This is a genomic window from Mycobacterium shunyiense, from assembly GCF_058270035.1.
Genome location: NZ_JBZDPT010000021.1, coordinates 68,981 through 93,300 on the forward strand (window position 1 = coordinate 68,981; position 24,320 = coordinate 93,300).

At 64.7% G+C, this 24,320-nt stretch carries 24 protein-coding genes; 7 read left to right on the plus strand and 17 right to left on the minus strand.

Annotated features, from left to right (window positions below; genetic code table 11):
* Window positions 1-17: 17 nt before the first annotated feature.
* The 5 genes from AC4ELS_RS14940 to AC4ELS_RS14960 all read right to left on the minus strand — a co-directional run bounded on the left by AC4ELS_RS14940 (window position 18) and on the right by AC4ELS_RS14960 (window position 4,889).
* On the minus strand, window positions 18-875 hold the full coding sequence (locus AC4ELS_RS14940; protein WP_064886990.1) for an MlaE family ABC transporter permease: 858 nt from the start codon (window positions 873-875) through the stop codon (window positions 18-20).
* Between the two features lie 13 nt (window positions 876-888).
* On the minus strand, window positions 889-1,683 hold the full coding sequence (locus AC4ELS_RS14945; RefSeq protein ID WP_047037647.1) for an MlaE family ABC transporter permease: 795 nt from the start codon (window positions 1,681-1,683) through the stop codon (window positions 889-891).
* 123 nt (window positions 1,684-1,806) lie between these two features.
* Window positions 1,807-1,929, minus strand: a complete 123-nt coding sequence (locus AC4ELS_RS14950; RefSeq protein ID WP_302050795.1) for a hypothetical protein — start codon at window positions 1,927-1,929, stop codon at window positions 1,807-1,809.
* A 273-nt stretch (window positions 1,930-2,202) separates the two neighbouring features.
* Window positions 2,203-3,414: a CaiB/BaiF CoA transferase family protein gene (locus AC4ELS_RS14955; protein ID WP_082941821.1), complete on the minus strand. Its 1,212-nt coding sequence runs from the start codon at window positions 3,412-3,414 to the stop codon at window positions 2,203-2,205.
* On the minus strand, window positions 3,411-4,889 hold the full coding sequence (locus AC4ELS_RS14960) for an aldehyde dehydrogenase family protein (RefSeq protein WP_064886233.1): 1,479 nt from the start codon (window positions 4,887-4,889) through the stop codon (window positions 3,411-3,413). Before AC4ELS_RS14960 ends, AC4ELS_RS14955 begins: the two co-directional genes overlap by 4 nt.
* Window positions 4,890-5,152: 263 nt before the next feature.
* Between AC4ELS_RS14960 and AC4ELS_RS14965 the strand changes: the two genes are divergently transcribed.
* The 5 genes from AC4ELS_RS14965 to AC4ELS_RS14985 all read left to right on the plus strand — a co-directional run bounded on the left by AC4ELS_RS14965 (window position 5,153) and on the right by AC4ELS_RS14985 (window position 8,857).
* The gene (locus AC4ELS_RS14965; RefSeq protein ID WP_064886232.1) at window positions 5,153-5,854 is read left to right on the plus strand and encodes an SDR family NAD(P)-dependent oxidoreductase; all 702 of its coding nucleotides are present in this window, start codon (window positions 5,153-5,155) and stop codon (window positions 5,852-5,854) included.
* A 41-nt stretch (window positions 5,855-5,895) separates the two neighbouring features.
* Window positions 5,896-6,771, plus strand: a complete 876-nt coding sequence (locus tag AC4ELS_RS14970) for a mycofactocin-coupled SDR family oxidoreductase (RefSeq protein ID WP_055115888.1) — start codon at window positions 5,896-5,898, stop codon at window positions 6,769-6,771.
* Window positions 6,772-6,805: 34 nt separating this feature from the next.
* The gene (locus AC4ELS_RS14975; protein WP_064886231.1) at window positions 6,806-7,000 is read left to right on the plus strand and encodes a ferredoxin; all 195 of its coding nucleotides are present in this window, start codon (window positions 6,806-6,808) and stop codon (window positions 6,998-7,000) included.
* Window positions 7,001-7,031: 31 nt separating this feature from the next.
* The gene (locus tag AC4ELS_RS14980) at window positions 7,032-8,393 is read left to right on the plus strand and encodes a cytochrome P450 (RefSeq protein WP_064886230.1); all 1,362 of its coding nucleotides are present in this window, start codon (window positions 7,032-7,034) and stop codon (window positions 8,391-8,393) included.
* Between the two features lie 128 nt (window positions 8,394-8,521).
* Window positions 8,522-8,857 carry a hemophore-related protein gene (locus tag AC4ELS_RS14985; protein WP_064886229.1) on the plus strand — a complete coding sequence of 112 codons (336 nt, stop codon included), beginning with the start codon at window positions 8,522-8,524 and terminating at the stop codon, window positions 8,855-8,857.
* A 28-nt stretch (window positions 8,858-8,885) separates the two neighbouring features.
* On the opposite strand, the gene AC4ELS_RS14990 is transcribed toward AC4ELS_RS14985, so the two are convergent.
* From AC4ELS_RS14990 to AC4ELS_RS15045, 12 genes are all read right to left on the minus strand, one after another.
* The gene (locus AC4ELS_RS14990; RefSeq protein WP_498883406.1) at window positions 8,886-9,746 is read right to left on the minus strand and encodes a cyclopropane mycolic acid synthase family methyltransferase; all 861 of its coding nucleotides are present in this window, start codon (window positions 9,744-9,746) and stop codon (window positions 8,886-8,888) included.
* A gap of 29 nt (window positions 9,747-9,775) precedes the next feature.
* Entirely contained in the window at window positions 9,776-10,555 is a 780-nt protein-coding gene (locus AC4ELS_RS14995; RefSeq protein ID WP_499047929.1) for a spirocyclase AveC family protein, read from the minus strand.
* Complete coding sequence (locus tag AC4ELS_RS15000) at window positions 10,552-10,689, minus strand: hypothetical protein (RefSeq protein WP_499047931.1); 138 nt, start codon at window positions 10,687-10,689, stop codon at window positions 10,552-10,554. The genes AC4ELS_RS14995 and AC4ELS_RS15000 overlap by 4 nt, the downstream gene beginning before the upstream one ends.
* 67 nt (window positions 10,690-10,756) lie before the next feature.
* Window positions 10,757-11,632, minus strand: a complete 876-nt coding sequence (locus AC4ELS_RS15005; RefSeq protein WP_055115896.1) for a mycofactocin-coupled SDR family oxidoreductase — start codon at window positions 11,630-11,632, stop codon at window positions 10,757-10,759.
* 43 nt (window positions 11,633-11,675) lie between these two features.
* Window positions 11,676-12,944, minus strand: coding sequence for a cytochrome P450 (locus AC4ELS_RS15010; protein ID WP_499047933.1), 1,269 nt, complete (start codon window positions 12,942-12,944; stop codon window positions 11,676-11,678).
* 99 nt (window positions 12,945-13,043) lie between these two features.
* Window positions 13,044-14,264: a cytochrome P450 gene (locus AC4ELS_RS15015; protein WP_499047935.1), complete on the minus strand. Its 1,221-nt coding sequence runs from the start codon at window positions 14,262-14,264 to the stop codon at window positions 13,044-13,046.
* Window positions 14,265-14,276: 12 nt separating this feature from the next.
* Window positions 14,277-15,764, minus strand: a complete 1,488-nt coding sequence (locus AC4ELS_RS15020) for an aldehyde dehydrogenase family protein (RefSeq protein WP_499047937.1) — start codon at window positions 15,762-15,764, stop codon at window positions 14,277-14,279.
* Entirely contained in the window at window positions 15,757-16,674 is a 918-nt protein-coding gene (locus AC4ELS_RS15025) for an SDR family oxidoreductase (RefSeq protein WP_499047939.1), read from the minus strand. Before AC4ELS_RS15025 ends, AC4ELS_RS15020 begins: the two co-directional genes overlap by 8 nt.
* Window positions 16,667-17,797, minus strand: coding sequence for a spirocyclase AveC family protein (locus AC4ELS_RS15030; RefSeq protein ID WP_499047940.1), 1,131 nt, complete (start codon window positions 17,795-17,797; stop codon window positions 16,667-16,669). The genes AC4ELS_RS15025 and AC4ELS_RS15030 overlap by 8 nt, the downstream gene beginning before the upstream one ends.
* 1 nt (window position 17,798) lies before the next feature.
* On the minus strand, window positions 17,799-18,914 hold the full coding sequence (locus tag AC4ELS_RS15035; RefSeq protein ID WP_064886222.1) for an ABC transporter substrate-binding protein: 1,116 nt from the start codon (window positions 18,912-18,914) through the stop codon (window positions 17,799-17,801).
* 87 nt (window positions 18,915-19,001) lie between these two features.
* Window positions 19,002-19,850, minus strand: coding sequence for a CbbQ/NirQ/NorQ/GpvN family protein (locus tag AC4ELS_RS15040; RefSeq protein WP_499047942.1), 849 nt, complete (start codon window positions 19,848-19,850; stop codon window positions 19,002-19,004).
* Between the two features lie 136 nt (window positions 19,851-19,986).
* Window positions 19,987-21,630: a nitric oxide reductase activation protein NorD gene (locus AC4ELS_RS15045; RefSeq protein ID WP_499047951.1), complete on the minus strand. Its 1,644-nt coding sequence runs from the start codon at window positions 21,628-21,630 to the stop codon at window positions 19,987-19,989.
* A 150-nt stretch (window positions 21,631-21,780) separates the two neighbouring features.
* Between AC4ELS_RS15045 and AC4ELS_RS15050 the strand changes: the two genes are divergently transcribed.
* Together AC4ELS_RS15050 and AC4ELS_RS15055 are read left to right on the plus strand one after the other, a co-directional pair.
* On the plus strand, window positions 21,781-22,710 hold the full coding sequence (locus tag AC4ELS_RS15050) for an SDR family NAD(P)-dependent oxidoreductase (protein ID WP_499047944.1): 930 nt from the start codon (window positions 21,781-21,783) through the stop codon (window positions 22,708-22,710).
* 187 nt (window positions 22,711-22,897) lie between these two features.
* Entirely contained in the window at window positions 22,898-24,217 is a 1,320-nt protein-coding gene (locus tag AC4ELS_RS15055; RefSeq protein WP_499047947.1) for a TetR/AcrR family transcriptional regulator, read from the plus strand.
* Window positions 24,218-24,320: the final 103 nt, after the last annotated feature.

The following is a 24,320-nucleotide window of genomic DNA, read 5'->3' on the forward strand; positions in this document are numbered from 1 at the left end:
CGTGTCAACTCTTCTCCCTAACCCGACAGGTTGAAGTTTCCGTTGGAGCCGTAGACGGACAGTGACACCAGCAGGGTCACCGAGACCACGACGATCAGTGAGGTTCGTACGGCGTTGCCGACCGCGACCCCGACCCCGGATGGCCCGCCGGAGGCGAAGTAACCGAAGTAGGTGTGGATCAGCAGAATGGTGATGGCCATCAGGACGGCCTGCAGGAACGACCACAACAGGTCGATCGGATTGAGGAACGTCGTGAAGTAGTGGTCGTAGAGGCCGCCCGACTGCCCGAGCAGCACCACGGTGGTGAACTGGGAGGCCAGGAAGGACAGGATCACCGCGATGGCGTACAGCGGGGTGATCGCGATCATCCCGGCCACGATGCGGGTGGACACCAGGTACTCGACGGGCCGGATCGCCATGGCCTCCAGTGCGTCGATTTCCTCGTTGATCCGCATCGCACCGAGCTGGGCGGTGACGCCTGCGCCGAAGGTGGCGGCCAGGCCGATGCCGGCCACCACCGGTGCGGCGATCCGGACGTTGATGAAGGCCGCCAGGAAGCCGGTCAGTGCCTCGATGCCGATGTTGCCCAGCGACGAGTAGCCCTGGATGGCCAGCACACCGCCGGTGGCCAGGGTGAGGAACCCGACGATGACGACGGTTCCGCCGATCATGGCCAATGTGCCTGCACCCATCGAGATCTCGGCAATCAGCCGGATCAGTTCCTTGCGGTAGTGCAACGCCGCGTGCGGAGTGCCCGCCAGTGCTTTGAGATAGAACAGCGTGTGATCGCCGATCCGACTCAAGGTCGACACCGGCTTGTTGAACTGTCTGCTGACCCGCGGGTAGGTCGACCGCAGGATCGTCATGGTTCCCATTGCGTCCCCTGCCTCAGTGCGCCGTCATGCGGATACCGATGGCCGTGACGACCACGTTGATGACGAACAGGGCCATGAAGGCGTACACCACGGTTTCGTTGACGGCATTGCCCACTGCCTTGGCACCGCCGCCCGAGATCGTCAATCCGCGATAGCAGGCCACCAGTCCGGCGATCAGGCCGAACAGCGCGGCCTTGACACACGAGATGATCACTTCCGGCACACCGGTCAGCAGGGTGATCCCGGCCGCGAAAGCACCCGGGTTCACGTCCTGGATGAACACGGAGAACACGTAGCCACCCAGGATGCCGATGATCACCACGAGGCTGTTGAGCAGCAGCGCCACCAGCCCCGAGGCCAGCATCCGCGGCGTCACCAGACGCTGGATCGGATTGATGCCGAGCACCTCCATGGCGTCGATCTCCTCGCGGATGGTCCGCGAACCCAGATCCGCACACATCGCCGTCGCCCCGGCGCCGGCGACGATCAGCACCGTCACCATCGGGCCCAACTGGGTCACCGCACCGAAGGCAGCACCCGCGCCCGACAGGTCGGCCGCACCGAGTTCGCGCAGCAGGATGTTGAGGGTGAAGCTCACCAGCACGGTGAACGGGATCGCCACCAGAAGCGTCGGTGCCATCGACACCCGGGCGACAAACCAGCACTGCTCGAGGAACTCCCGGCCCTGGAACGGACGCTTGAAGATGAACCGGATGGCGTCCAGCGACATCGCGAACAGCGCCCCGACGGCCTGCATCGGGCCCGACAGGTTGCGTAGCGATACTCCGGTCGACCATTTATCTGCCATCAGAACTCCTGTTCCGGCAAGTGGCTGCCGACGCCGCGGTCGGTGCGCCGATGTTAAGTGCTTCACCGCGCGGGTGCTCGAACAGATCTACTACGTGTGCTGCGGCCCGGAGCCCGAGCCGGGTCATGCCGCAACCTCCGAGCCGGCACATGCCAACCGGCCGGTCGGGCGCTCGGACACATACGAATACGACTGGAGCACATTGCCTTTCACGAGGAAGAGCAGATACGGGGCGCGTTCGGACATCTGACGCACCTCCTGTTTCCTGCGGACCTCGTGCGCTTCACCGGACCCACCGGTGAAACCGGACAGACTTGCCCCCGTGACCGCCCCCCGAGTGCCTGATGCTATCGGACCCGGTATCTGTCGCGGAGGCAAATAACGTAGAACTTGCTCGGGTAGTTGACAATTGGGACACCCCCGGTCGCATGAAGGACCGCTCGTGTCGTGGGCTGCGGTGGGAGCAGCCCACGACACACAGTGCGCGGCGGACGAGACGAGGGGCATGACGGAGGTGGCCTAGGTGACCGCGCCGGCGGTTTTGAGTTCGATGATGCGATCCCAGTCCAGACCGAGTTCTACCAGGATGTCGTCGGTTTGTTCGGCGAAGCCGGGGGCCGGCCCCGTGCTCGGCGCCGTGACGTCGAATTGCACTGGGTTGGCGACCAACTCGAGCTCGCCCGCCTGCACCAGGTACTCGTTGGCCCGGATCTGGGCATCCTGTCCCGCCTGCAGGGTGTCCTGCACCGGAGCCCACGGTCCGGCCAGCGTGGTGAATCGCTCGCTCCATTCTGGCAAAGTTCGCTTCTTCATCGCCTCGGTGAGGATCTCGACCGCGTCGGGCGTGTTCTCTGCGAACGATTCGGCAGTCGCGAACCTCGGATCGTCGATGTAGCTCTCCAGATCCATGTGGCGGCACACGTCAGCCCAGAACTTGGTCGGCTGCATCATCACGAACGAGATGTAGCGGTCGTCGGCGGTGCCGTACAACCCGACGAGCGGATTGATCGGCGACCCGTGCACACCGGGTGGAGGTGTCACCATCAACTGGTTCAGGTGTTGAGTCAGCGCCACGGTGTGGCCCATCGACCAGAGGCCACTGCCCAGCAGGGACACGTCGACCACCGACGGGTCGCCGGTGCGCTCCCGCTTGAACAGCGCCGCCGCGATGCCGCCGGCCAGGTTCGTGCCCGAGATGGTGTCCCCATAGGCCGGCCCGGGCGGTGCGATCATTCCCGCCATGCCGGCGGGGGTGATGGTCGCGGCGGTGCCGGCGCGGCACCAGAAGGCGGTCATGTCGTAACCGCCCTTCACCGACTCCTCACCGCGGGGGCCCAGGGCGCTGCCCCGGGCGTAGATGATGTTCGGGTTCACCGCGCGGATGTCGTCGACGTCGATGCCGAACTTCTGCCGGTGCCCGGGCAGGAAGCTGGTGAGGAACACGTCGGCCTTCTTCGCCAGTTCCAGCAGGATCTCGCGACCTTCCGGCACCGACATGTCCAGGCCGATACTGCGCTTGCCGCGGTTGGCATGCTCGATGTTCGGGTTGGGATCGCCCTCGACGCGCAGCGGCCCGGTCTGGCGCAGACCACGCTGCGGGTCGCCGGTGACGGCGTGCTCGACCTTGATGACGTCGGCACCCCACTCCCCCAGCACGGCTCCGGCCGAGGGGACGAAGCCGTACATCGCGACCTCGAGAACGCGGACGCCTGCGAGTGGCCCGCCACTCATGACAGCACCCGGGCGAACGTCTTGGACTCCATGAACTCCTCGAGTCCCGCGGTGCCCATCTCCCGGCCGATGCCCGACTGTTTGTATCCGCCGAACGGACTGTCGGGGCTGAAGTAGTTGCCGCCATTGATGGAGAAGGTGCCGGTCCGGATTCGACGGGCCACGGCCAGCGCGCGGTCCTCGCTGCCGAACACCGCGCCGGACAGCCCGTAGATCGAGTTGTTGGCGATCCGCACCGCGTCGTCATCATCGTCGTACGCGATGACGGCCAGCACCGGCCCGAAGACCTCTTCCTGGGCGATCTCGCTGTCCGGGTCCACATCGGCCAGCAGAGTGGGGGTGTAGAAGTAGCCGGGGTCGACCTTCTCGCCACCGGTGACCAGAGTGGCGCCGGCCTCCACGGCGCGCTTGACCATGCCGTCGACCTTGTCGCGCTGCTTCTCGCTGATCAGCGGCCCCATGTAGGTCTTGGGATCGGTGGGATCGCCGTAACGCACCAGGCCGAAGTTGTTCTTGATCAGCTCGACGATCTCGTCCTTGTGCTTCGCGGGCACCAGCAGCCGCGACGTCAGCGCGCAGCCCTGACCGGCGTGGGTGACCATGCTGAAGGCCGAGAACAGTGCGGCGGTGTTGAAGTCGGCGTCGTCGAGCACGATCGCGGCCGACTTGCCGCCGAGCTCCAGGAACACCTTCTTCAACGTCTCACTGGCCGCGGCCATGATGCGCCGGCCGGTGGGCGTGGAACCGGTGAAGGTCACCATGTCGACGTCGGGGCTGGTGGTGAGCACCGCACCCACCTCCGGGTCGGCGCCCGAGAGCACGTTGACGACGCCGGCCGGGATGTCGGTGTGGTTGGCGATCAGCTCGCCGAGCGCCAGGGTGACCAACGGGGTGTCCGGTGCGGACTTGAGCACCACGGTGCAACCGGCGGCCAGCGCGGGCGCCAGCTTGGCCAGGGCCAGTTGGTTCGGATAGTTGTAGGCGATGATCGCGGCCACCACGCCGCCCGCTTCCTTCTCTACCCACCGGTGATGCTGCATGCCGCGGCTCTCGATGTTCCCGAGGTCCTCGGTCAGCGGGTAGGTCCTGAGCAGCTCGGCGTAGTACCGCACGATGTCGATCGGTCCGTCCAGCTGGGCACCGGCGCACAATGCCGCGGTGGCCCCCACCTCGGTGGTGGTCAGTGCGGCGAGTTCGTCGCGGTTCTCGACCAGCGCCCGGTGCAGTTGCTCCAGGCAATGGACCCGGAACTCGGTGTTGGTGGACCAGTCGGTGTGGTCGAACGCCTGCCTGGCCGCGGCGACCGCAGCCTGGGCATCGGCGACCGTTGCGTCCGGCGCGTATCCGAACACCTCACCGGTAGCTGGATTGACGGAAGGAAACGTCCGCGGCGTCTCGCGCAGCTCTCCGCCGATCAACAACTTCCGGTCAGCCCGCTGTTCTGCCGCGATGGTCGGCGCTTCCTGCTGCATCATCCTCCTCAGGCGATTCACTACTGTGATGGAAACTGCATTCTCATCACCGGCGAATCATACATTCGCTCGATGAGAACTCAAGTGAAAGCTAGATCAGCTAGTCATGCCCTATTCGCTGCAGATCCACCATCTCCGCAGGAGGCGCGCACGTTGAGCCCGGATCTTGCGGGGAACACCGGTCCGAGAGTACGGTTCTCATAATCGGAAGGATGATTCTTGACCCCTGAGAAAGTCCGGCCCCGCCCGGCGACCGGAGAACTGTCATGAAGAATGCCGTTGTCACTGGAGGAGGTTCCGGTATCGGAGCGGCCATCGCCGCCCGGTTGCGCGCTGACGGCCTCAATGTCGCGGTTCTCGACCTACAGCCCTCGGATGACGAGTTCGCTCATGTCGCCGACGTGACCGATCGCGCCGCCGTCGACACCGCGCTCAATGCCATTCGCGCCCAACTCGGTCCGATCTCGGTGTTGGTCAATGCGGCGGGCCTGGACTGCTTCAAGCGTTTCAGCGACGTCTCGTTCGAGAAGTGGCAGCAGATCATCGACGTCAATCTCAATGGCGTATTCCACTGCATCCAGGCGGCATTGCCCGACATGCTCGAGGCCGGCTGGGGCCGCATCGTCAACATCTCGTCGTCCAGTACGCATTCCGGCCAGCCCTTCATGTCGCCCTATGTCGCGGCGAAGTCCGCAGTGAACGGCCTGACCAAGAGCCTGGCGCTGGAACTCGGCCCCAACGGCATCACCGTGAATGCCGTGCCGCCGGGCTTCATCGACACCCCGATGCTGCGCAAGGCCGAAGGTAAGGGCTTCCTCGGCGACACCGACAAGCAGATCGCGCAGACGCCGGTGCGCCGGATGGGCAAGCCGGAGGACATCGCCGCCGCCTGCGCCTTCTTCGTCTCCGAAGAGGCGGGCTACATCACCGGCCAGATCCTCGGCGTCAACGGCGGCCGTAACACCTGACGCGCAGGCGCACCCGAAACATCATCAGCGAAAGGACAATTGTGGGAAACAGCGGAGAAGGCAGGGTTGCCGGGAAAGTCGCGTTCATCACCGGCGCGGCACGCGGCCAGGGCCGCAGTCACGCGATCCGACTGGCCGAAGAGGGCGCCGACATCATCGCGGTCGACATCTGTAAGAACTACGACACCGTCGGCTATGCGATGGCCACGGCCGAAGACCTCGAAGAGACCAAGAACTACGTCGAGAAGACCGGCCGACGCATCGTCACCGCACAGGCCGATGTCCGCAACGAGGCCGAACTGCGCAGCGCGCTGGAATCCGGGCTCGCAGAGTTCGGCAAGGTCGACATCGTCGTCGCGCAGGCCGGCATCGCCGCGATGAAGGGGCAGCCTGCGATGCAGGCATGGACCGACGGCATCAACACCAACTTCGTCGGCACCATCAACGCCATCCAGGTCGCGCTACCGCACCTCAAGGAAGGTGCTTCGATCATCGCGACCGCATCTGCCGCCGCGCTGATGGACGCCCACAACAAGCCCAACCCCGGCGCCGATCCAGGCGGCATGGGCTACATGATCTCCAAGCGGTTGATCTCCGAATACGTGCATGCGCTGGCCACCGAACTGGCGGTGCGCGGCATCCGCGCCAACGTCATCCACCCGACCAACTGCAACACCAACATGCTGCAGAGCGAGCCGATGTACCGCTCGTTCCGGCCGGATCTGGAGAACCCCACCCGTGCCGATGCCGAGCCGGTGTTCGGTGTGCAGCAGGCGATGAAGGTCAACTTCATCGAGCCGGAGGACATCAGCAACGCGGTGCTGTGGCTGGCCTCCGACGAGGCCCGGTACGTCACCGGCATGCAACTGCGGGTCGACGCAGGCGGTTACCTCAAGTGGTACGACTACCACGTCTGATTCCGCAACCAGCGGTTCGAAAGGAGTTGTCGTAGTGAAGGTTTCGGTTGATGCCAGTCGCTGCCAGGGGCACACCCTGTGCTCGATGATCGCGCCGGATTCGTTCGTCCTCGATGACGTCGACGGTCACGCGTCACCGGTTTCTGACCTGGTACCCGCGGATCAGGAGGACGCGGTCCGCGAGGCCGCGCACTCCTGCCCTGAGCAAGCCATCGTCATCGAAGATTGACGCAGACCGAAAGGCCAAGGGAGACAACGCCGTGAGTATCGACGATGTCACGACCGACGACGACCGCAAGAAGAACAACTACCACTTCGACCGGCACACGCCGGAATACCGGTTGCAGTTCGAGAAGATCACCGAGGAGATGCAGTCCCGCTGCCCCATGGCGTGGACGGACGCCTACAACGGGCACTGGGTGGCCGCCGACAGCAGGCATGTCTTCGAGCTCGCCCGCTGCCCTGTCGTCTCGAATCACCACGACATCAGTGGCGAGACGCCGTATCAGGGCATCACGATCCCGAAGGCCAGCCGGGCCACCGTGGTGCGGGGCGGCATCCTGGAGATGGACGAGCCGGAGCACAGCGCCTACCGCGGTGCGCTGAACCCGTACCTGTCCCCTGCCGCCATCAAGCGGTGGGTACCGTTCGTCGACGAGATCACCCGCGCCGCACTCGACGAGCACATCGAGTCCGGCGAGATCGACTTCGTCGAGCATCTGGCCAACGTGGTGCCCGCGGTATTCACCCTGGCCATGATGGGCATCGAGCTCAAGAAGTGGAACGTCTACAGCGAGCCCACCCATGCGTCGGTGTACACACCCGAACACTCCCCCGATCGCGAGAAGATCAACGAGCAGCACCGCGAGATGGGCATCGACATCATCAACAACATGATGGAGATCCGGGAGACGCCGCGGCCCGGGCTGGTCAACGCGATGCTGCAGCTACGCATCGATGGTGAACCGGCACCGGACATGGAGATCCTCGGCAATCTCGGGCTGGTCATCGGCGGCGGATTCGACACCACCACCGCACTCACCGCGCATGCGTTGGAATGGCTGGGCGAGCACCCTGACGAACGCACCCGGCTGAGCGACGAGCGTGCCACCCTTCTCGACCCGGCCACCGAAGAGTTCCTGCGTTTCTTCACGCCGGCGCCCGGTGACGGCCGCACGTTCTCCGAGGACGTCGAGGTCGAGGGGCAGCAGTTCAAGCAGTACGAGCGACTGTGGCTGTCCTGGGCGATGGCCAACCGTGACCCGTCGGTGTTCGACCAGCCAAACGAGATTGTCCTGGATCGGAAGGGCAACCGGCACTTCAGCTTCGGCATCGGAGTGCACCGCTGTGTGGGTTCGAACGTGGCGCGCACGGTGTTCAAGTCGATGCTCACCGCGGTCCTGGACCGGATGCCGGACTACGTGTGCGACGCCGAGGGCACCGTGCACTACGACACGATCGGCGTCATTCAGGGCATGCGAAATCTGCCGGCGCGCTTCACCCCGGGCAAGAAGCTGGGCCCCGGCCTGGACGAGACCCTGGAGAAGTTGCAGCGCATCTGCAATGAGCAGGAGCTGGCCCGGCCGATCACCGAGCGCAAGGAAGCCGCCGTCATCGACTGATGCGGACCCGGAGCGGTTTCGCTAGGACGCCTTGTACGTCTGCCGCCTGTTAGCCTCGAGTGAGGTCGGGTCCGGCAAACGTACAAGGCGTCGCCTTCTTGGGCGAACAACATGGGGGTTTCCAGCAGGTGAGCAAGTCTTTCAAGTACATCGCGGCCGCTCTCGGCGGTCTGGCCCTGTCCGTTCCGCTGGTGACGGGAGTGGCATCCGCCCAACCCGATTTCAGCGGTGTGGTCAACACGACCTGCAGCTACGAGCAGGTCATGGCGGCACTCAACGCCCAGCGTCCTGATCTGGCACAGCAGTTCAACGCGTCCCCGTTCGCCCAGGGTGCGTTGCGTAACTTCCTGGCGTCGGGACCGGCCCAGCGCCAGCAGACGGTGGCCCAGCTGCAGGCCAGCCCGGCCGCTCAGGAGTACTTCGGGCCGATCAACTCGATCGCGGGCAGCTGCAACAACTACTGAGATCGCGGCTCGGCGGTAAAGGCCCTCGCTACTTCCGCAGTGTGAACTGATTGACGTCGAGGTATCCGCCGCGGAAGAGGTCCGGACAACCGGTGAGGTACTTCATGTACCGGTCGTACACCTGTTGGGACTGCAGGGCGATGGCCTGGTCACGATGTGCTTCCAGGTTGGCCGCCCACTCTTCCAAGGTCCTCGGGTAGTACTGGCCGATCGGCTGCACCATGGCCACCTCGAACCCGGCTTCTCGGGCATGTTCCTCGACCATCGGTCCCGTGGGCAACCGACCGCCGGGGAAGATCTCGGCCATGATGAATTTGACGAACCGGGCGACACTCAGCGTCAACGGGATTCCCATCCGGACCGCATCGTCCTGAGTGATGCCGCAGATCGTGTGCAACAGCATCGATCCACCGGCCGGGAGCGCGTTGTAGGCCATCTCGAAGAACGCCGGATAACGTTCGTGACCGAAGTGCTCGAATGCCCCGATCGACATGATGCGGTCGACCTTCTCGTCGAATTCCTCCCAGCCCTGCAGTCGCACCTCGACGCGGTGGCCGTTTGGGACCTTGGCCAGCTTGGCCTCGGCGTAGTCGCGCTGCGACCGGCTGAGAGTGAGACCGATGACGTCGATCTCATACGTCTCGACGGCCCGCTGCAATCCCCCACCCCAGCCGCAGCCGATGTCGAGCAACGTCATACCGGGCTGAAGGTCCAACTTTGACAGCGCCAGATCGAACTTCGCGTTCTGCCCCTCGTCGAGAGACATGCCGACGCGATCGAAGTACGAGCACGTGTAGCCCATCGTCGGACCCAGGAACAGCTCGAAGAACTCGTCTGAGATGTCGTAGATCGACTGCAACGTCTCATAATGTGGGCGTAGCGACGCCATGTGTTGCGATGGTAGCCCCCTCGGCTCCGCTACCGCGGTTGATTGGGGACCCCGGGGAACAACTGCTCGGTCGGTCCCACGGTCACCCACCCACCAAGTTTGGTGACCAGATGCGGCGCGAAGACCGAGGCGTAAACCGCGTGCCCGACCACGATGACGGCGATCACCGAAACCACTGCTGACTGCACCCGTGTCTTGGAGATCTTGTCGGCCCACATCTCGATGACGTTGCGGCCCTGCCCATCGGTTCGGCCCAGCAGGTAGGTGAACACCATCATCTGCACACCCATGGCGATGGCGTCGTAGATCGGGTACTGGTGCTTGGTCCCCTCCCACAGGCCGAGGCCTTCGATCACGTAGCCGTAGTAGAACAGGCCGAGCCGCGCGCCGATGATCGCGTTGAAGAACAGCGCCCAGCAGAACCCGACGGCGAAGCCAACCAGCAGCAGCGTCTGCGGACGTCGCCAGTGCCACTTCCTGATCGCCCACCGCCCCAGCGCCGCGCCGATGATCGCCGGGAGGACGAAGTACCCCATGTAGCCGACCGGTACCGCCGAGGGCAGCCCGCCCCAGGTCATGTCGAGCGGCCACCACGACGGCATCCGCGGGAGCGCCGGCGGGAACTGGGCGTACATCGCCCAGTCGTAGGGCGCCTCGATCCAGGAAAACGACAGTGCCGAGATGCACAGCAGCAGCAACGGGTGCAGTCGGCCGCGGCGCACGCTCAGGTAGATGCCCACGGCAAGAAAACCCAGACCGGTGACGTAGGCGAAGGCCACACCGGCATTGATCAGGAGCTGCACGTTCACGCTTCGACCTCCGTGCCCGGTGTGGGCCGAGGCTCCGGCGGCGTGCGACGCGCCTCCGGATCGAAATACAGCACCAGACCCACGATCAGGACTATCAAGCCAAACAGGGTGCCCAACATGATGATTGCGCCCACTGTCACCTCCTGGGGACACGAGTTTTGCGACTTCTAATAGGGCTTCCTGCACCGCCCCGGGTGAGACCTACTGAGGTCCGTTGGGCCACTTGAGCAGTGAACCCGCATCGACGCGGATGTGCTGGCCGGTGATGTACCGACTGTCGTCGCTGGCGAGGAACACCCCGAGATTGGCCATGTCCTCCGGTTCGATGTACGGAATCGGCATGGCCTGGAACAGGTTGAACAACGGCTCGGCATCTTCGCGGGTGGCTGTCTTGCCTGCGGCTTTGAGATCCGGACGGAACACCCCGTACATGCCCTCGTTCTGCAGCAAGTGGGTGTTGCAGTTGGTCGGATGGATCGCGTTGACCCGAATCATCCTCGACGCCAGGTGAAGACACATCTCATTGACGTACTCGATCACGATCCGCTTGCTCCAACCGTAACCAGCGCCACCCGGGCCCATGTCGGGACTGGTGGTGGTGCCGCGGATCATGCCTGCGGTGGAACCGGTGACGATGATCGACGCACCGTCGGGCAGATGCGGTATCGCCACCGCGACGGTGTTCATCACGCCCAGCAGATCGACGTCGGAGGCATCGACGAAACCCATCGGATCGGGATTGCCCATCGCCATCGGCAGGATGCCCGCATTGGCGACCACGATGTCGATCTTGCCGAGATCGGCGATACCCGCCTCGACCGCGTCGCGCAGCTCGTGGCGCTCGCGGACATCGGCGACCCGCGCGACGACACGTCGGCCGAGTTCCTTGATCGACCGTTCGGTCTCGGCGAGATCCTCGGGTGTGGCCAGTGGATAGGGATTGGACGGGATGTCGCGGCAGATGTCGACGGCGACGATGTCAGCGCCCTCCCTGGCCATCGCGATTGCATGGGCCCGGCCCTGCCCGCGGGCGGCACCGGTGATGAAAGCGACCTTGCCGTCGAGCTTTCCGGTCATGTGGTGCTCCTTTTCTCTGGCGAGTTTGCGTCTGCTTGAGGTGTCAGTGCAGCGGTGTGAAGGTGATGTGCAGCGTGCTGAGCCCACGCATGATGAAGGTCGGTTCGTAGGTGTAGTTGCGGTTGTCCGCCGTGCCGTGGTGCTCGGTGGAGATCGTGATGTCACCCATCCGGTCGAGGATCCGGTTGAGCGAGATCCGGCCCTCCGCGCGGGCCAACGGGGCACCCGGGCAGGAGTGGACACCGCGGATGAATGCGATCTGTTCGCGTACGTTGGCACGGTCGGTTCGGAAGATGTTGGGTTCGGGGAACTTCCGTTCGTCGCGGTTGCACGCTCCGGGAAGCACCATGACGGTGGTCCCAGCGGGAACCTCGACATCACCGATGCTGGTGGTCTTGCCGGCCATCCGGAAGTGCGATTTGACCGGACTTTCCAAGCGCAGTGTCTCCTCGAGGAAGGCCGGGATCTTGCTGCGGTCCCCGCGCAGCAACCTCTCGAATCCTGGGTTGTCACCGATGAACCGCACCGCCGAGCTCACCAGCTTGGTGGTCGTCTCCGTTCCCGCGGCGAACAGGAACGTCGACAGGTTCATCACGTCCTCGATCTCGGGCGTCGAACCGTCCTCATATTTGGCCTGCGCCAGCCCGGTCAGAACGTCGTCGCGTGGCGTGCGCCTGCGATCCTCTATGTAGGCGTAGAACTTCTCGTTGAGCCACTGCAGGGGGTTGTGCGTCGTCGGTGCCTCCTTGCCGAGTTCACCGACCGTCTCCAGCGCGAACGCGGCCTTGAATTCCTCGTGATCGTCGGCCGGGACACCCAGCAGATCGGCGATCACCAGCAGCGAGAACGGTTTTGCGTAGTCGGCCAGGAATTCGCAGCCGCCCTTGTCGATGAAGGTGTCGAGCTGCTCATCGGCCAGTCGCCACATGAACTCCTCGTTCTCCTTGAGGCGTTTCGGCGTGATCAGCTTGTTCATCAGCCCGCGGGTGCGGGTGTGTACCGGCGGATCCTGTGAGGTGATGTGCTCGGCCATCGGAACCGCGGCACGGTGCTGCTCGATCAGGTCGGTGACATCGTCACTGTCCCCCGGCCCGAACGGCATCCCCGAGAACGGGCCCGCGACCGACACACAGGATGAGAACGCCGGGTCCCTGTAGACGGCCAACGCCTCGTCGTAGCCTGTCACTGCCAGGACGTTGAACGGGGTCGCCTGGGCGACAGGGCACTTCGACCGCAGGTGGTCGAAGTAGGGGTACGGGTCGGGCACCAGTGACTCGTCGGTGAAGAAGTCCACCGTCTCGAAGTCGGTCATCTCAGCCTCTCCTCGGGTCACTTTTCCTAGCGCGAGCAGACGCATACGTACCCCGAATCGCGGTGTGTCGGGTACATATGTGTCTGCTCGCCGGGGTGGTCATCGGGCGGCCGCATCGAACAGCACCGGTAGCGCCGTCGGCGACCGGAAGACCTGACCGCGGATGTGCGGATCGTCCCCGTCCGGGTCCAGCCGCAGATTGGGCAGTCGATCCAGCAGAAGGTTGATGCCGGTGCGCATTTCCAGCCGTGCCAGGTGCATGCCCAGACACACGTGGACACCGTGACCCCAGCCGAGGTTTCCTTTGGCGGTGCGGAAGATGTCGAACTCGTCGGGATTCTCCCACCGATCGTCCTGCCGATTCGCCGAGCCGAGCATCGGCATCACCGAACAACCTTCGGGGATGTGCACCCCGCCGAGCTCGGTGTCGCAGGTGGTGGTCCGGGTGATGGTCAACAGCGGAGGATTCCAGCGCACCGCCTCCTCGATGGCCTGTGGCAGCAGTGATCTGTCGGCCCGGATCGCGTCCAGCTGCGTCGAGTCCGAGAGCAACCCGAACAGCAGATTGCCCAGCGACCGGTACGTCGTCTCCACTCCGGCCGGCAACAGCAACCGCAGAAAGGAGAAGATCTCTTCATCGGTGAGCTTCTCGCCGTCGATCTCGGCCTCGGCGAGAAGGCTGATCATGTCGTCCTTCGGCTCGGCCCGACGGGCTTGCAGGATCGGAGCAAAGTACTCGCACAGCGCGGCTGAAGCCGCCAGACCGCGCTCGGGATTCAGGATCCAACTCAGCAGCGAGATGGACCAACGCTGGAACTGGGGATAGTCCGCTTCCGGCAATCCCAACAATCCCGCGATGATCCGGCTCGGATAGTCGAAGGTGAATTCCTTGACCAGGTCGGCCCTGCCCTTGTCCGCGAACTTGTCGATGAGTTCGTTGCCGACCCGGCCGACCAACTCGTCTTCCCAACGCGTCAACGCCTTCTGCGAGAACGCCTTCGATACCAGCGAACGCAGCCGGCCGTGCACCGGTTCATCCATGCCCAGCATCACGCGCTCGCCGAGCACCGGACCGAACGCTGCGATGACACCCGACGACGAGAACGTCAGGTTGTCGCGCAGCATCTGCTGGGCGTCGTCGTAGCGATACACGATGAACACGGGCTTACCCGCTTCTCCCGGCATCGCGGACATGTCGATCCGCTGGATCGGTTCCTCGCGGCGAAGCCTGGCGAGCTCCGGGAATGGATCCCGGACATCTCCCGAGACGGCGTCGTCGAACGAGCCGAAGTCCTCCAGGTCGTCAAATAGCTGCGACAAAGCTGTCTCCTCCTAGCCGGCCGGGTAGGCGACGGACTTGATCTCGGTGTACTGCTCGAATCCGGCGATGCCGTTCTGGCGTCCGACTCCGCTGTTCTTGTAACCGCCGAACGGGGTGTCCGCGCCGTAACCTGCGGTGCCGTTGAGCCCGATGAACCCGGCGCGCAGCCGGCGCGCGACGGCAAGCGACCGCTCCAGCGAGCCCGACATGACGTTGCCTGCGAGCCCGTACGGGCTGTCGTTGGCGATCCGGACGGCGTCATCCTCGTCCTCGTACGGGATGACGACGAGAACCGGTCCGAAGATCTCCTCCTGCGCGATGGTCATCGAGTTGTCGACATCGGTGAAAAGGGTTGGGCTGACCCAGAAACCCTTTGCATACAGACCGAGAGCCGTCGGCGCCTGCGTACTGCCGACGAGCATCGTGGCACCTTCGTCGACGCCCTTCGCGATGTAGCCGAGGATGCGGGCTTGCTGTTTGGCTGAAATGACCGGGCCGCAGAGGGTTCCGGGATCCTGCGGATCGCCTGGGGTGATGTTCTCGTAGATCGCCTTCAGGATCGCCACGCCTTCGTCGTAACGGGAGCGCGGCAACAGCATTCGGGTGGGAGCTGCGCAGCCCTGCCCGGCGTGTAGCAACGGGCCGATACCGATCAAACATGCGGAGTTGAACGCTGTGTCATCCAAATCTTCCAGCACGATCGTCGCCGACTTGCCACCGAGTTCGAGGAACAGCCGCTTCATCGTCGCGGCACCTTTTTCCATGATTCGCCTACCCACGGCCGTCGAGCCGGTGAACGAGATCATGTCGACCTTGGGTGACAGGGTGAGTTCTTCGCCGACGAGGTGGTCCGATGCCGTCACGACATTCACCACACCCGCTGGGATGTCGGTGTTCTCGGCGATGAGCCGGCCGAGCCGCGTGGCATTGAACGGTGTGTCGGGCGCAGGCTTGAGCACCACGGTGTTACCGGTCGCCAGGGCCTGCCCCAGCTTGTTGACGGCGACCTCGAACGGGAAGTTCCACGGCACGATGGCACCGACCACGCCGACCGGCTCACGCCACACCTTGCGGGTGGTGTTCACCCCGGTGACGGAGACGACGGTATCGCCGAGATCGGTTTCCCACGGAAAGGTGTCGATCAGTCGGGCCGGGTATTTGAGCCCGTCGGCGAACGGAGCGTCGAGTTGGGGGCCGTGGGTCACGGCGCGCGGCGCACCGACTTCGGCGATGAGTTCCTCGCGCAGCGACTCCAGTTCGCCCTCGATCGCCTCGTGCAGTTGTTCAAGGCACCGCTTGCGGAGTTGATGGTCGGTCGACCAGTCGGTCTCGTCGAACGACCGGCGGGCCGCGGCGATGGCCCGGTTCATGTCGGCCTTCGACGCGTCCGAGACCTCGCCGAGCACATCTTCATTCGCCGGGTTGATGTTGGCGAAGGCTCCTGCCTCACCCTCGACGAGTTTGCCGTCGATCAACATCCTCGCTTCGAAGTCAGTCATGGCCCGCACTCTCCCCTCGTAATGCGCCGAACCGCGGGATGCCCATCATCAGCCGGGTCATCTGGTGCAAACCTGCAGTGGGTAGCAAGCGGTTGGCGATCAACAACATTCGTGCGTCCGGGCCGACAGCGGTCTTGACGAAGGGTTTCGGGCTGTCGAGGGCTTTGGCCAGACCTGCGGCGAATTTCTCGGGGCGCCGGGCCGCGCGCTTCATCATGGCCCGCCCCCGCTTGTCCATCGTGCGGTGGTGGCGGGCATAGGGCCCGTCGAGGTCACGGACGTCTGTCGTGCCCGCGTCGGTGATGATCTCCGTGTCGTAGGTACCGGTGACCAGAATCGTGACGCCGATCCCGAACGGCCCGACCTCGCCGGCCATCGACTCCCCCCACCGTTCCAGTGCTCCCTTGACCGCCGAATATGGTGCGGTGGCCGGCATTCCACGAACCCCGGCAGCGCTGGAGATCAGCACGATGCGGCCCCGTCCGGCGTCTCGCATCGACGGCAGCAGCGCCCTGGTGAGCGCCACCGGGCCGAAGACGTTGGTCGCGAACATGCGCTCCCACAGATCCGGAGGCGTCTCCTCGACCATTCCGGCCGCCGAGATCCCGGCGTTGTGAACCACCGCATGCGGTGCCCCGAGGGTTTCGGTGACAGCCTTGGCCGCCGCGGCGATCGAAGCGGCGTCGGTGAGGTCGAGCTGGATGCCGATCAGCCGGTCGTCATCGTTCCCTGCTCCGGTTGCTTCCCTCAGCAGTGTCATTCCGCGATCCGGCGAGCGCATCGCAGCCACCACGCGCCACCCCGCGCGATAAAGGTGTGTGGCCGAGGCGAAGCCGAGCCCACGGGACGCACCCGTGATCAGGACCGTTCTATGCTCTTCGCGCAAGCGCTCATCGGTCCGCTCAGTCATGCTGGTTCCCCGTTGCGCACCGATCGCTCTTCGAACCCAGCTCGACGTCGAGGTTGCGGGACGGTCCCTGCTGCCAGGTGGACCACTTGCCCACCGAGTACGGCCCCTCGGCACCGTTCGCCCGGTAGTAGCCCTGGGGGTCATAGATCTTGGCCTCGGGATATGGCCACGGGCAGGCGACCGAGGTGGCGAGCCCGCTGGCCTTGATCGCCCAGAACCAGCCACCGTAGGCGAAGTACGACACGTTGATGATCGCGAACATCACCAGGAACGTGCCGAGTACGGGCTTCGTCGGGAAGAGCCTCGCCTTCGCAGCGAGCTTCTCGGCCACCGACTTTCCCGTGTCGTCGCGATAAACGAGGATCGCCGCCGGGATCATCACGAACGTCACCGAGAGCGATTCCCAGATGAGTGGGAACTGGAAGGTGCTGCCGGGGAACAACGTTCCGAACGGAATCGCCTGCGAGTAGATGTAGAGTCCGGTTCGCACCAGGCTGACTTCCAGTATGGCGTCGAAGATGAACCCGATCACCAGCACCAGGGCGCCCAGGCTGACCAGCGAGTGTCGGGTAACGAACGCTTCAGGGCCGCGCTTGGCCTGTAGCTTGCGAAGAATCCAGATCGCCGGGAAGTACGGTCCGAAGTAGAACAATACGTAGCCGAACACGATGAACGGTTCCACCGTCGGCGACATCATGATCAGGTACCAGTTCTCTGGCCAGTGCAGCAGCATCGGGTTGTACACCGCGTACGGCGACCAGTTCATGATCGGGTCCTGCCAGACGATCAGCGTCGTGCACAGGACCATCAGCAGTACCGGACTGCCGGGGTTTTTCCGCCAGCCGACAATGAACATGACGGTGAACGCCACGACGATGATCACGGCACCCACCTGCGGGATGATCTGCCAGTGGTCGAACGCGGTCAGGAACGCGACGGGACGTGGGCGCCCCTCGACGTTCGGGTTGGCCACCCGCGGGTCGACGTCCGTCCGCCCAACCGCGACGAACAGGCCGAGAAAGCCGAGCCAGGCGAGCAGCGCCACGACCCGGCCCCAATTCGGCCCATGGCGCGGCGGCGGCTTGACCTGTGTGTCAGGCGGTAGGGATTCCCTGGTAGTCATGTCATTCCGCCCCGAACCGGTCGACGAGGTGCGAGTTGATGCCGTCGGCATCGAGGGTCCGCGCGACCAGATATCCCGGCCCCATCCATGCACGTCGCGTCCACTTCCCCAGGGACACCCGGGTTCCCGGCGCGCCGGACGCCGCGGGCATCATCTTCACGCGCTCGAGCGCTTCTTTGACCCCGCGCGGGCTCAACGGATGCGCGTCGGTGAAGGCTCGCACCAGCGTGGCCGCCACGTCGTGGTTGACCACCGAAACGCAGTACTCGGGGCGACTCCCGTTGTACCGCTTCGCATACCGGTCCAGCCAGGCCTGCCCGACGGCATTTCCCTCGTCGTACTGATCGACCCCGACCCAACCCAGAAGCGCGTTCCACATGATCGGATTGACCCACGCGTTCTGGAACGCGGTGGTGGTGAAGCGCGGGGGATCCCAGTTGACGGCCTCAAGTGCGGGATTGATGAAGACAATGCCAAAACCGAAACCGAGGTGCACGATCGCCTCTGCCTTCGCCTCGTGCAGCGTGCTCACCGCGGCGTTGATGTCCTGGGCGGTCTGCGCGATCGCGGCTTCGGCGACAATCCGAATACCCTTGCGGGCACATGCAGTTCGTAGATTCTTCAGATAGCTGTCACCGATGAGGTTCTGCTCCACCAGGACGCCGATCTCGGTCAGGCCCCGCTTCGAGATCAGATCCGCCAGGAAGATGGGTTCGTCGGTCATCGATCCCTGGGGGAAGGCGAACGTCCACTCGCCGAGCCAGTCGTCGGTCCCGGTAACGCTGATCGCGGGCACCTTGAAGCGCTCCTCGATCGCTTCCCGCAGTGGTACGCAGTTGTCGGTGATGTTCGGCCCGAACACCACCAGGCAACCCTCGTCGACAAGCTCACCGAAGGCGTCGATCACTGCCTTGACCGATCCCTTCGGCAACCCTTCCACCTCGCGGTAGATCATCTGCACCGGGCGATCCATCAGGCCCTGCTCAACTGCCTCCTCGAACACCAGCTCAAACGTCTGGGTGAACGAGGCCATCAGTTCTTCCGGGAAACCCGGCGGCAGGGTGAAATCCATCAAATAGCCGACTTTGATGGGCTGCGCAGTGCTCTCGTACGACATCTGACCTCCATGTTTCGGCACTCATCGCGAGGGCGCCGTGGGCAGACCTAATATTTGTTCAGACACTAATGGCGGCCGGACACACCGTCAATCACCCGATGCGGATCTGCCCAGGTAGACGTCGATCAACTCGTGCAGACCGCGACCTACCGCAACGTCATCGGTGAGCGGTCCCGCGATCGCCACCCTTGCCGCTACCGCGACCGGCAGGCCTTCGGCGATGAGTCTTCCCGCCGCGATCAACACGCGGGTCGATGCGACCTCACGCAGGCCGCCGGTCTCCAGGCGCCGGATCGCCTGGCCGAACCGCACCAACTCGACAGCCGTGGCATGATCCACGCCCGCTTCGTGGGCGATGATCCCCTCTTCGACATCGGGATCCGGAAAACGGAACTCGATGGCCACCATCCGCTGACGCGTCGAGTCCTTCAGGTCTTTGAGCACACTCTGGTAGCCCGGGTTGTAGGACATGACCAGACCGAATCCCGGTGCCGCATCGAGCGTGATGCCGAGCCGTTCGATGGGCAACTGGCGCCGGTAGTCGGACAGTGGGTGCAGCACCACCGTGGTGTCCTGCCGAGCTTCGACCACCTCGTCCAGATAGCAGATCGCACCTTCCCGCACAGCGCGGGTCAGCGGCCCGTCCACCCACACCGTCTCGTCGCCGCGTAGCAGATACCGACCCACAAGGTCGGCGGTGGTGAGGTCGTCGTGACAGGAGACGGTGATCAGCGGGCGCCCGAGATCGTGAGCCATCGCCTCGACGAAGCGCGTCTTACCGCACCCCGTCGGCCCCTTCAAGACCAGCGAAAGGCCCTGGCGGTACGCCGCCTTGAACACTATCTCCTCGTTGCCGACCGGTCGGTAATAGGGACGTGCACTCAGGGCCTGCGAACTGGCGCCGTTCTGGTGAGTGAGCCCGGACTCGTTGGCCATCAACACACCTTTCGTCGTAGCCGCAACGCTGCGGTACGGAAGTGAGCCTATCGTGGAACAGATGTTTGTTTCAACCATTCTTCACAACGCGGCTGCTCATATCCGGTCAGCCCCAAAGACATTCTGGGCCTTCACATCACGACACTCGGCGACGAACCTCGCCGGAACGAATCGCGGAGCGGAACACCGGCCCGATCACGCCGGCGAGCTGATCGGGACTGGCGATGGTGGCGTGAGCGGCACTCCCGAACACCCGACGCAACGACTCCACGTCGGTGCTGGCGCCGATGGTCAGACACACGCAACCGGTCCCCCGACGCCGAGCCTCGGTCAAGGCGCGTCGGGCGTCGGCAGCACCGTAGGCGCGCTCGTAACCATGGTCGTAGGCCAGTCCGTCGGACAGCACGACCAGTAGCCGCCGCGAGGTGCCACCACGCTCCTCCAAGACCGCCGAGCCGTGCCGGATCGCCGCTCCGAGACGCGAATACGCGCCCGGCTCAAGGCTGTTCAGTCGCCGGAACACCTGTGCATCCAGGTGGTCGTCGAACCGTTTCACCGGAACCATCGTCACCGCCGACCGACCCTGGGAGTAGTAGGCGTACAGCGACACCCGGTCACCCAGGTCGTGAAGCGCCACCATCAGATGGGCCACTGCCGTCCGCTGTTGCTGATGCACCGTGCGCCCGACGGTGCCCGGCTCAGCGGCCGAACCGGAGATGTCCAACAGCAAAAGCACCGACAGGTCCCGCCGGCGACGCAGACTGTCCAGGTAGACGGCCTCGTCGGGCACCGATCCGGCCCGAACTTCGACCCGGGCCTCCAGCGCGGCGTCGATGTCGATGTCGTCGCCCTGCGGTTGCCGATGACGCCGATGCAGTCCCATGCCAAGACGCGCCAGGGGGCGCCGCACGCTGATCGCGTCCTCGATCTGCTGGGTCGCGTGCGGCTTGATCTGCGGGTCAGCCTCGCGGACGGTGCACCAGTCGAGTCGATAGACGCGGCGTTCGGCGTTCCATTCCGGATACTTCACCCCGTCGGTCTTGACGTCGACGATTTCCTCCGACGACACCGTGGCGAGCGAGGAGACCGCGTGCACCCCACGTTTCGTCGAGTTGGTTCGGTGTGTTGGCGAATCGGCACCCGGCGGCCCCCCACTGCTGCCACCTGTCTTGCGGGACGACGACAAGAGCTTCTTGAGCCATTTTCCAATGGCTCCACCCCCGCCGACCGGGCTGGAGAACAGATCGGGGTCATCAGAGTCGTCGACGTCGTCTTCATCGAGTTCCTCGAGCTCCTGCTTCTCATCGCGCCGCGGCACATGTGCCACCGACCGCTCATCTACAGGCTTGGCCGCTGCGCACGCCGCCAGGACCTTCCTGGCCTGGATCGCACCGAATCCCGTCGGCGGATCGGGTAACGCACCCTTGCCGCTCGCCATCGCCAGGGACGCTGCGGGTGAATCGCTACCCTCGCAGACCCTCGGGTCCGCAATGGCGCCAAGGGAATTCGGCAGGAGTGCGCGGTTTACCAACAGCGCGCGGTGTCCCTCGACGGCCAGATAACGGCCGGCCAACCGCCGATGACGGACCAGGGCTCCGAGCACATCAGGGTCCAGGCTGCCTGCCGCAATCAGTGATGCCTGCACGGCCACCGATTCGAGCTGCGTACGCGTGGACGCCGACGGATCGACGAACACGGTCTTGCCATCGGTCCACGGCGCGGCCCCCGGGGCGGCCGCCGTCACCGCAACCGGACGAGCTGCGAGGGCGGACGCCAGCATGCCCAGCCCGGCGAACCGGCCGTCGTCGTCACCGCCACCGGGCACTTTCCACCTCCGCACCCCGTTGACCAAATATCTGTTCCACCGTAGAGTTCGGGCCGACCGGAGTCAATCAACCGACCCGGAACATCAACTGGCAAGGGCTACAAAGTGATCGACTTCGACGACCAGGTCGCCGTGGTGACCGGTGCCGGCCGCGGCCTCGGCCGGATATACGCTCTCGAGCTGGCACGGCGCGGCGCCGCAGTGGTGGTCAACGATCTGGGCGGGTCCATGTCTGGCGACGGTTCGGACGTCGCGGTGGCCGATCAGGTTGTCGACGAAATCGTCGGCTCCGGCGGTACCGCGGTGGCGTCCTACGATTCGGTCGACAGCCCCGAAGGTGGCGAGGCGATCGTGCGCACCGCCGTCGAACAGTTCGGTCGGCTCGACGTAGTGATCAGCAACGCGGGCATCTTCAACAGCGTCCCGTTCGACGAGCTCTCCCCCGAAGACTGGCGTCGCATGCTGCGAGTGCACCTCGACGGCGGCTTCTACCTGTCCCAGCCTGCGTTCCGGGTCATGAAGAACCAGGGCTACGGCCGGTTCGTGTTCATCGCCTCGTCGGCAGGGATGTTCGGCCAGCACCTCGAAGCCCATTACGCTGCAGCCAAGGCGGGCCTGGTCGGCCTCGCCAATGTGATCGCGCTCGAGGGCGCGCCGCACGGAATCCTGGCCAACACCGTACTGCCGTTCGGCATCTCGAGGATGGTCACCGAGACCCTCGGCGATCCGAAAGCGCTTGAGGGCAACGGCTTCTTCAAGGCGATCCGGCCTGAGCTGGTGGCACCCTTGGTGGTGTACCTGGCCAGCCGTGACTGCGAGTTCAGTCATCAGAACTTCTCTGCCTGCGCCGGACGGTTCGCCCGGGTGTTCGTCGGGCTGGGTGAGGGCTGGCTGGCACCCACCGACAACAACCCGACCGCCGACGATGTCGCCGCTCATCTGTCGGAAGTGGCTGCGACAGAGCCGTTCACAGTGCCGGGGTCGATCTACGACGAGGTATTCGCGGTTACCGAGCGGCTCGGCGTCACCGGGTGAGTCCGGCGACAGCGTTGCCGTCGGCACGTTCGGCGCAATGCCCGCAACCCGGCCGTGCAGGGTCTACCGGCGTCTTTGGCTTCACGGGATCCCCGGCGCACCAGCGCTGTTCTGGTAGCCTCTAACCAAATATTGGGTCGGAAACCCAAATCGTATGACGGGAGCCAGCAATCATCGTGGAGCCGCTGTGGGCCGTCCCCAGGTAACCCCTGGGGAGCGCAAGACGCTCAAGCGCACCCCAGGTCGCGCAACCGAACCCGGCACCGTAGCGGAGGATCGTACGCGCCGGACCGAGATCCTCGAGACCGCCGCCACGTTGATCGCCACGTCGGGCCTGCGCACATCGTTGCAGGAGATCGCGGACGCGGCAGGCATTCTGCCGGGCAGCCTGTACCACCATTTCGAATCCAAAGAAGCCATCCTGGTGGAATTGCTCGAGCGGTATCACGAAGACCTCGACCGCATCGCCGAGCACGCCCAGCGCCGGTTGGACGGCCCCGATCCGGCATCGCCGTTCGACCGGATCGCCGAGCTCGGCTCGGATATCGCGCGATGCGCCGTCGCACACCGTGCCGCTCTTCAGATGTCGTTCTACGAGAGCCCGAGTTCCAACCCCGACCTCGTCGCGCTGGCACAGCGCCGCCCGACGGCGACGCTGGATGCCATGCAGCAGACGCTGCGAGCCGCCCGATGGGCCGGCTACCTGCGCTCGGATATCGATCTGGCCGTTCTGGCCGACCGGATCTGCCAGACCATGCTGCAGGTCGGCCTCGACGTCATGCGCCACAACGCCGCACCGGAGAAGGTCGCCACCCTGCTGTGCCGGATTCTGCTGGAAGGCTTGGCCACCGGCCGGCCCACCGACACCGAACTCGACACGTCCGTCCCGTTCATCGCGGCCGACGCCGTGGTGCGGACCTGGATCGAGGAGGCCGCCTCCGAGGCCGATGACAAGACCGCCCATATCCGCGCGGTAGCGCGGGCGGAGTTCGGCCGGCGCGGCTATGAGGGTACGACCGTGCGCGATATCGCCTCCGCGGCAGGCATGGGCACCGGCACCGTCTATCGGCTGATCGGGTCGAAGGACGAACTGCTGGCGGCCATCATGCAGTCCTTCGGGGAGAAGATCGCCGTGGGCTGGACCGAAGTCCTCGGATCCGAGGGCACCACGATCGAAAAGCTCGACGCGCTGAGCTGGATCCACACCAACGCGCTGGACCAGTTCGGAGACGAGTTCAGGATCCAGCTCGCATGGATGCGCCAGTCCCCGCCGGACACCCCCAACCCCGGCTGGTTGTTCACGCAGCGCGTCAAACAGGTCAAGTCACTTCTCGCCGCAGGGATCAGGGCCGGCGAGATCAGCATCGACAGTCCGTCGAACGAGATGCTGGCCCGGTCCGTGATCTGTGTGGGCTGGATCCCCGAGAACATCCTGCGGCAGTTGGGTACCCGGGCGGCGCAGATCCATGTGCGCGATACGAGCCTGCGCGGTGTCGTCGCGCGCTGACTGTGGGCTAGGGCGTGTCTGACAAAACTAGAAGCCAGAGGGTGACGGCGCGTAGGACAGCTGCTGCCCGGTAGACGACGGCGAGTTTGTCGTAACGTGTGGC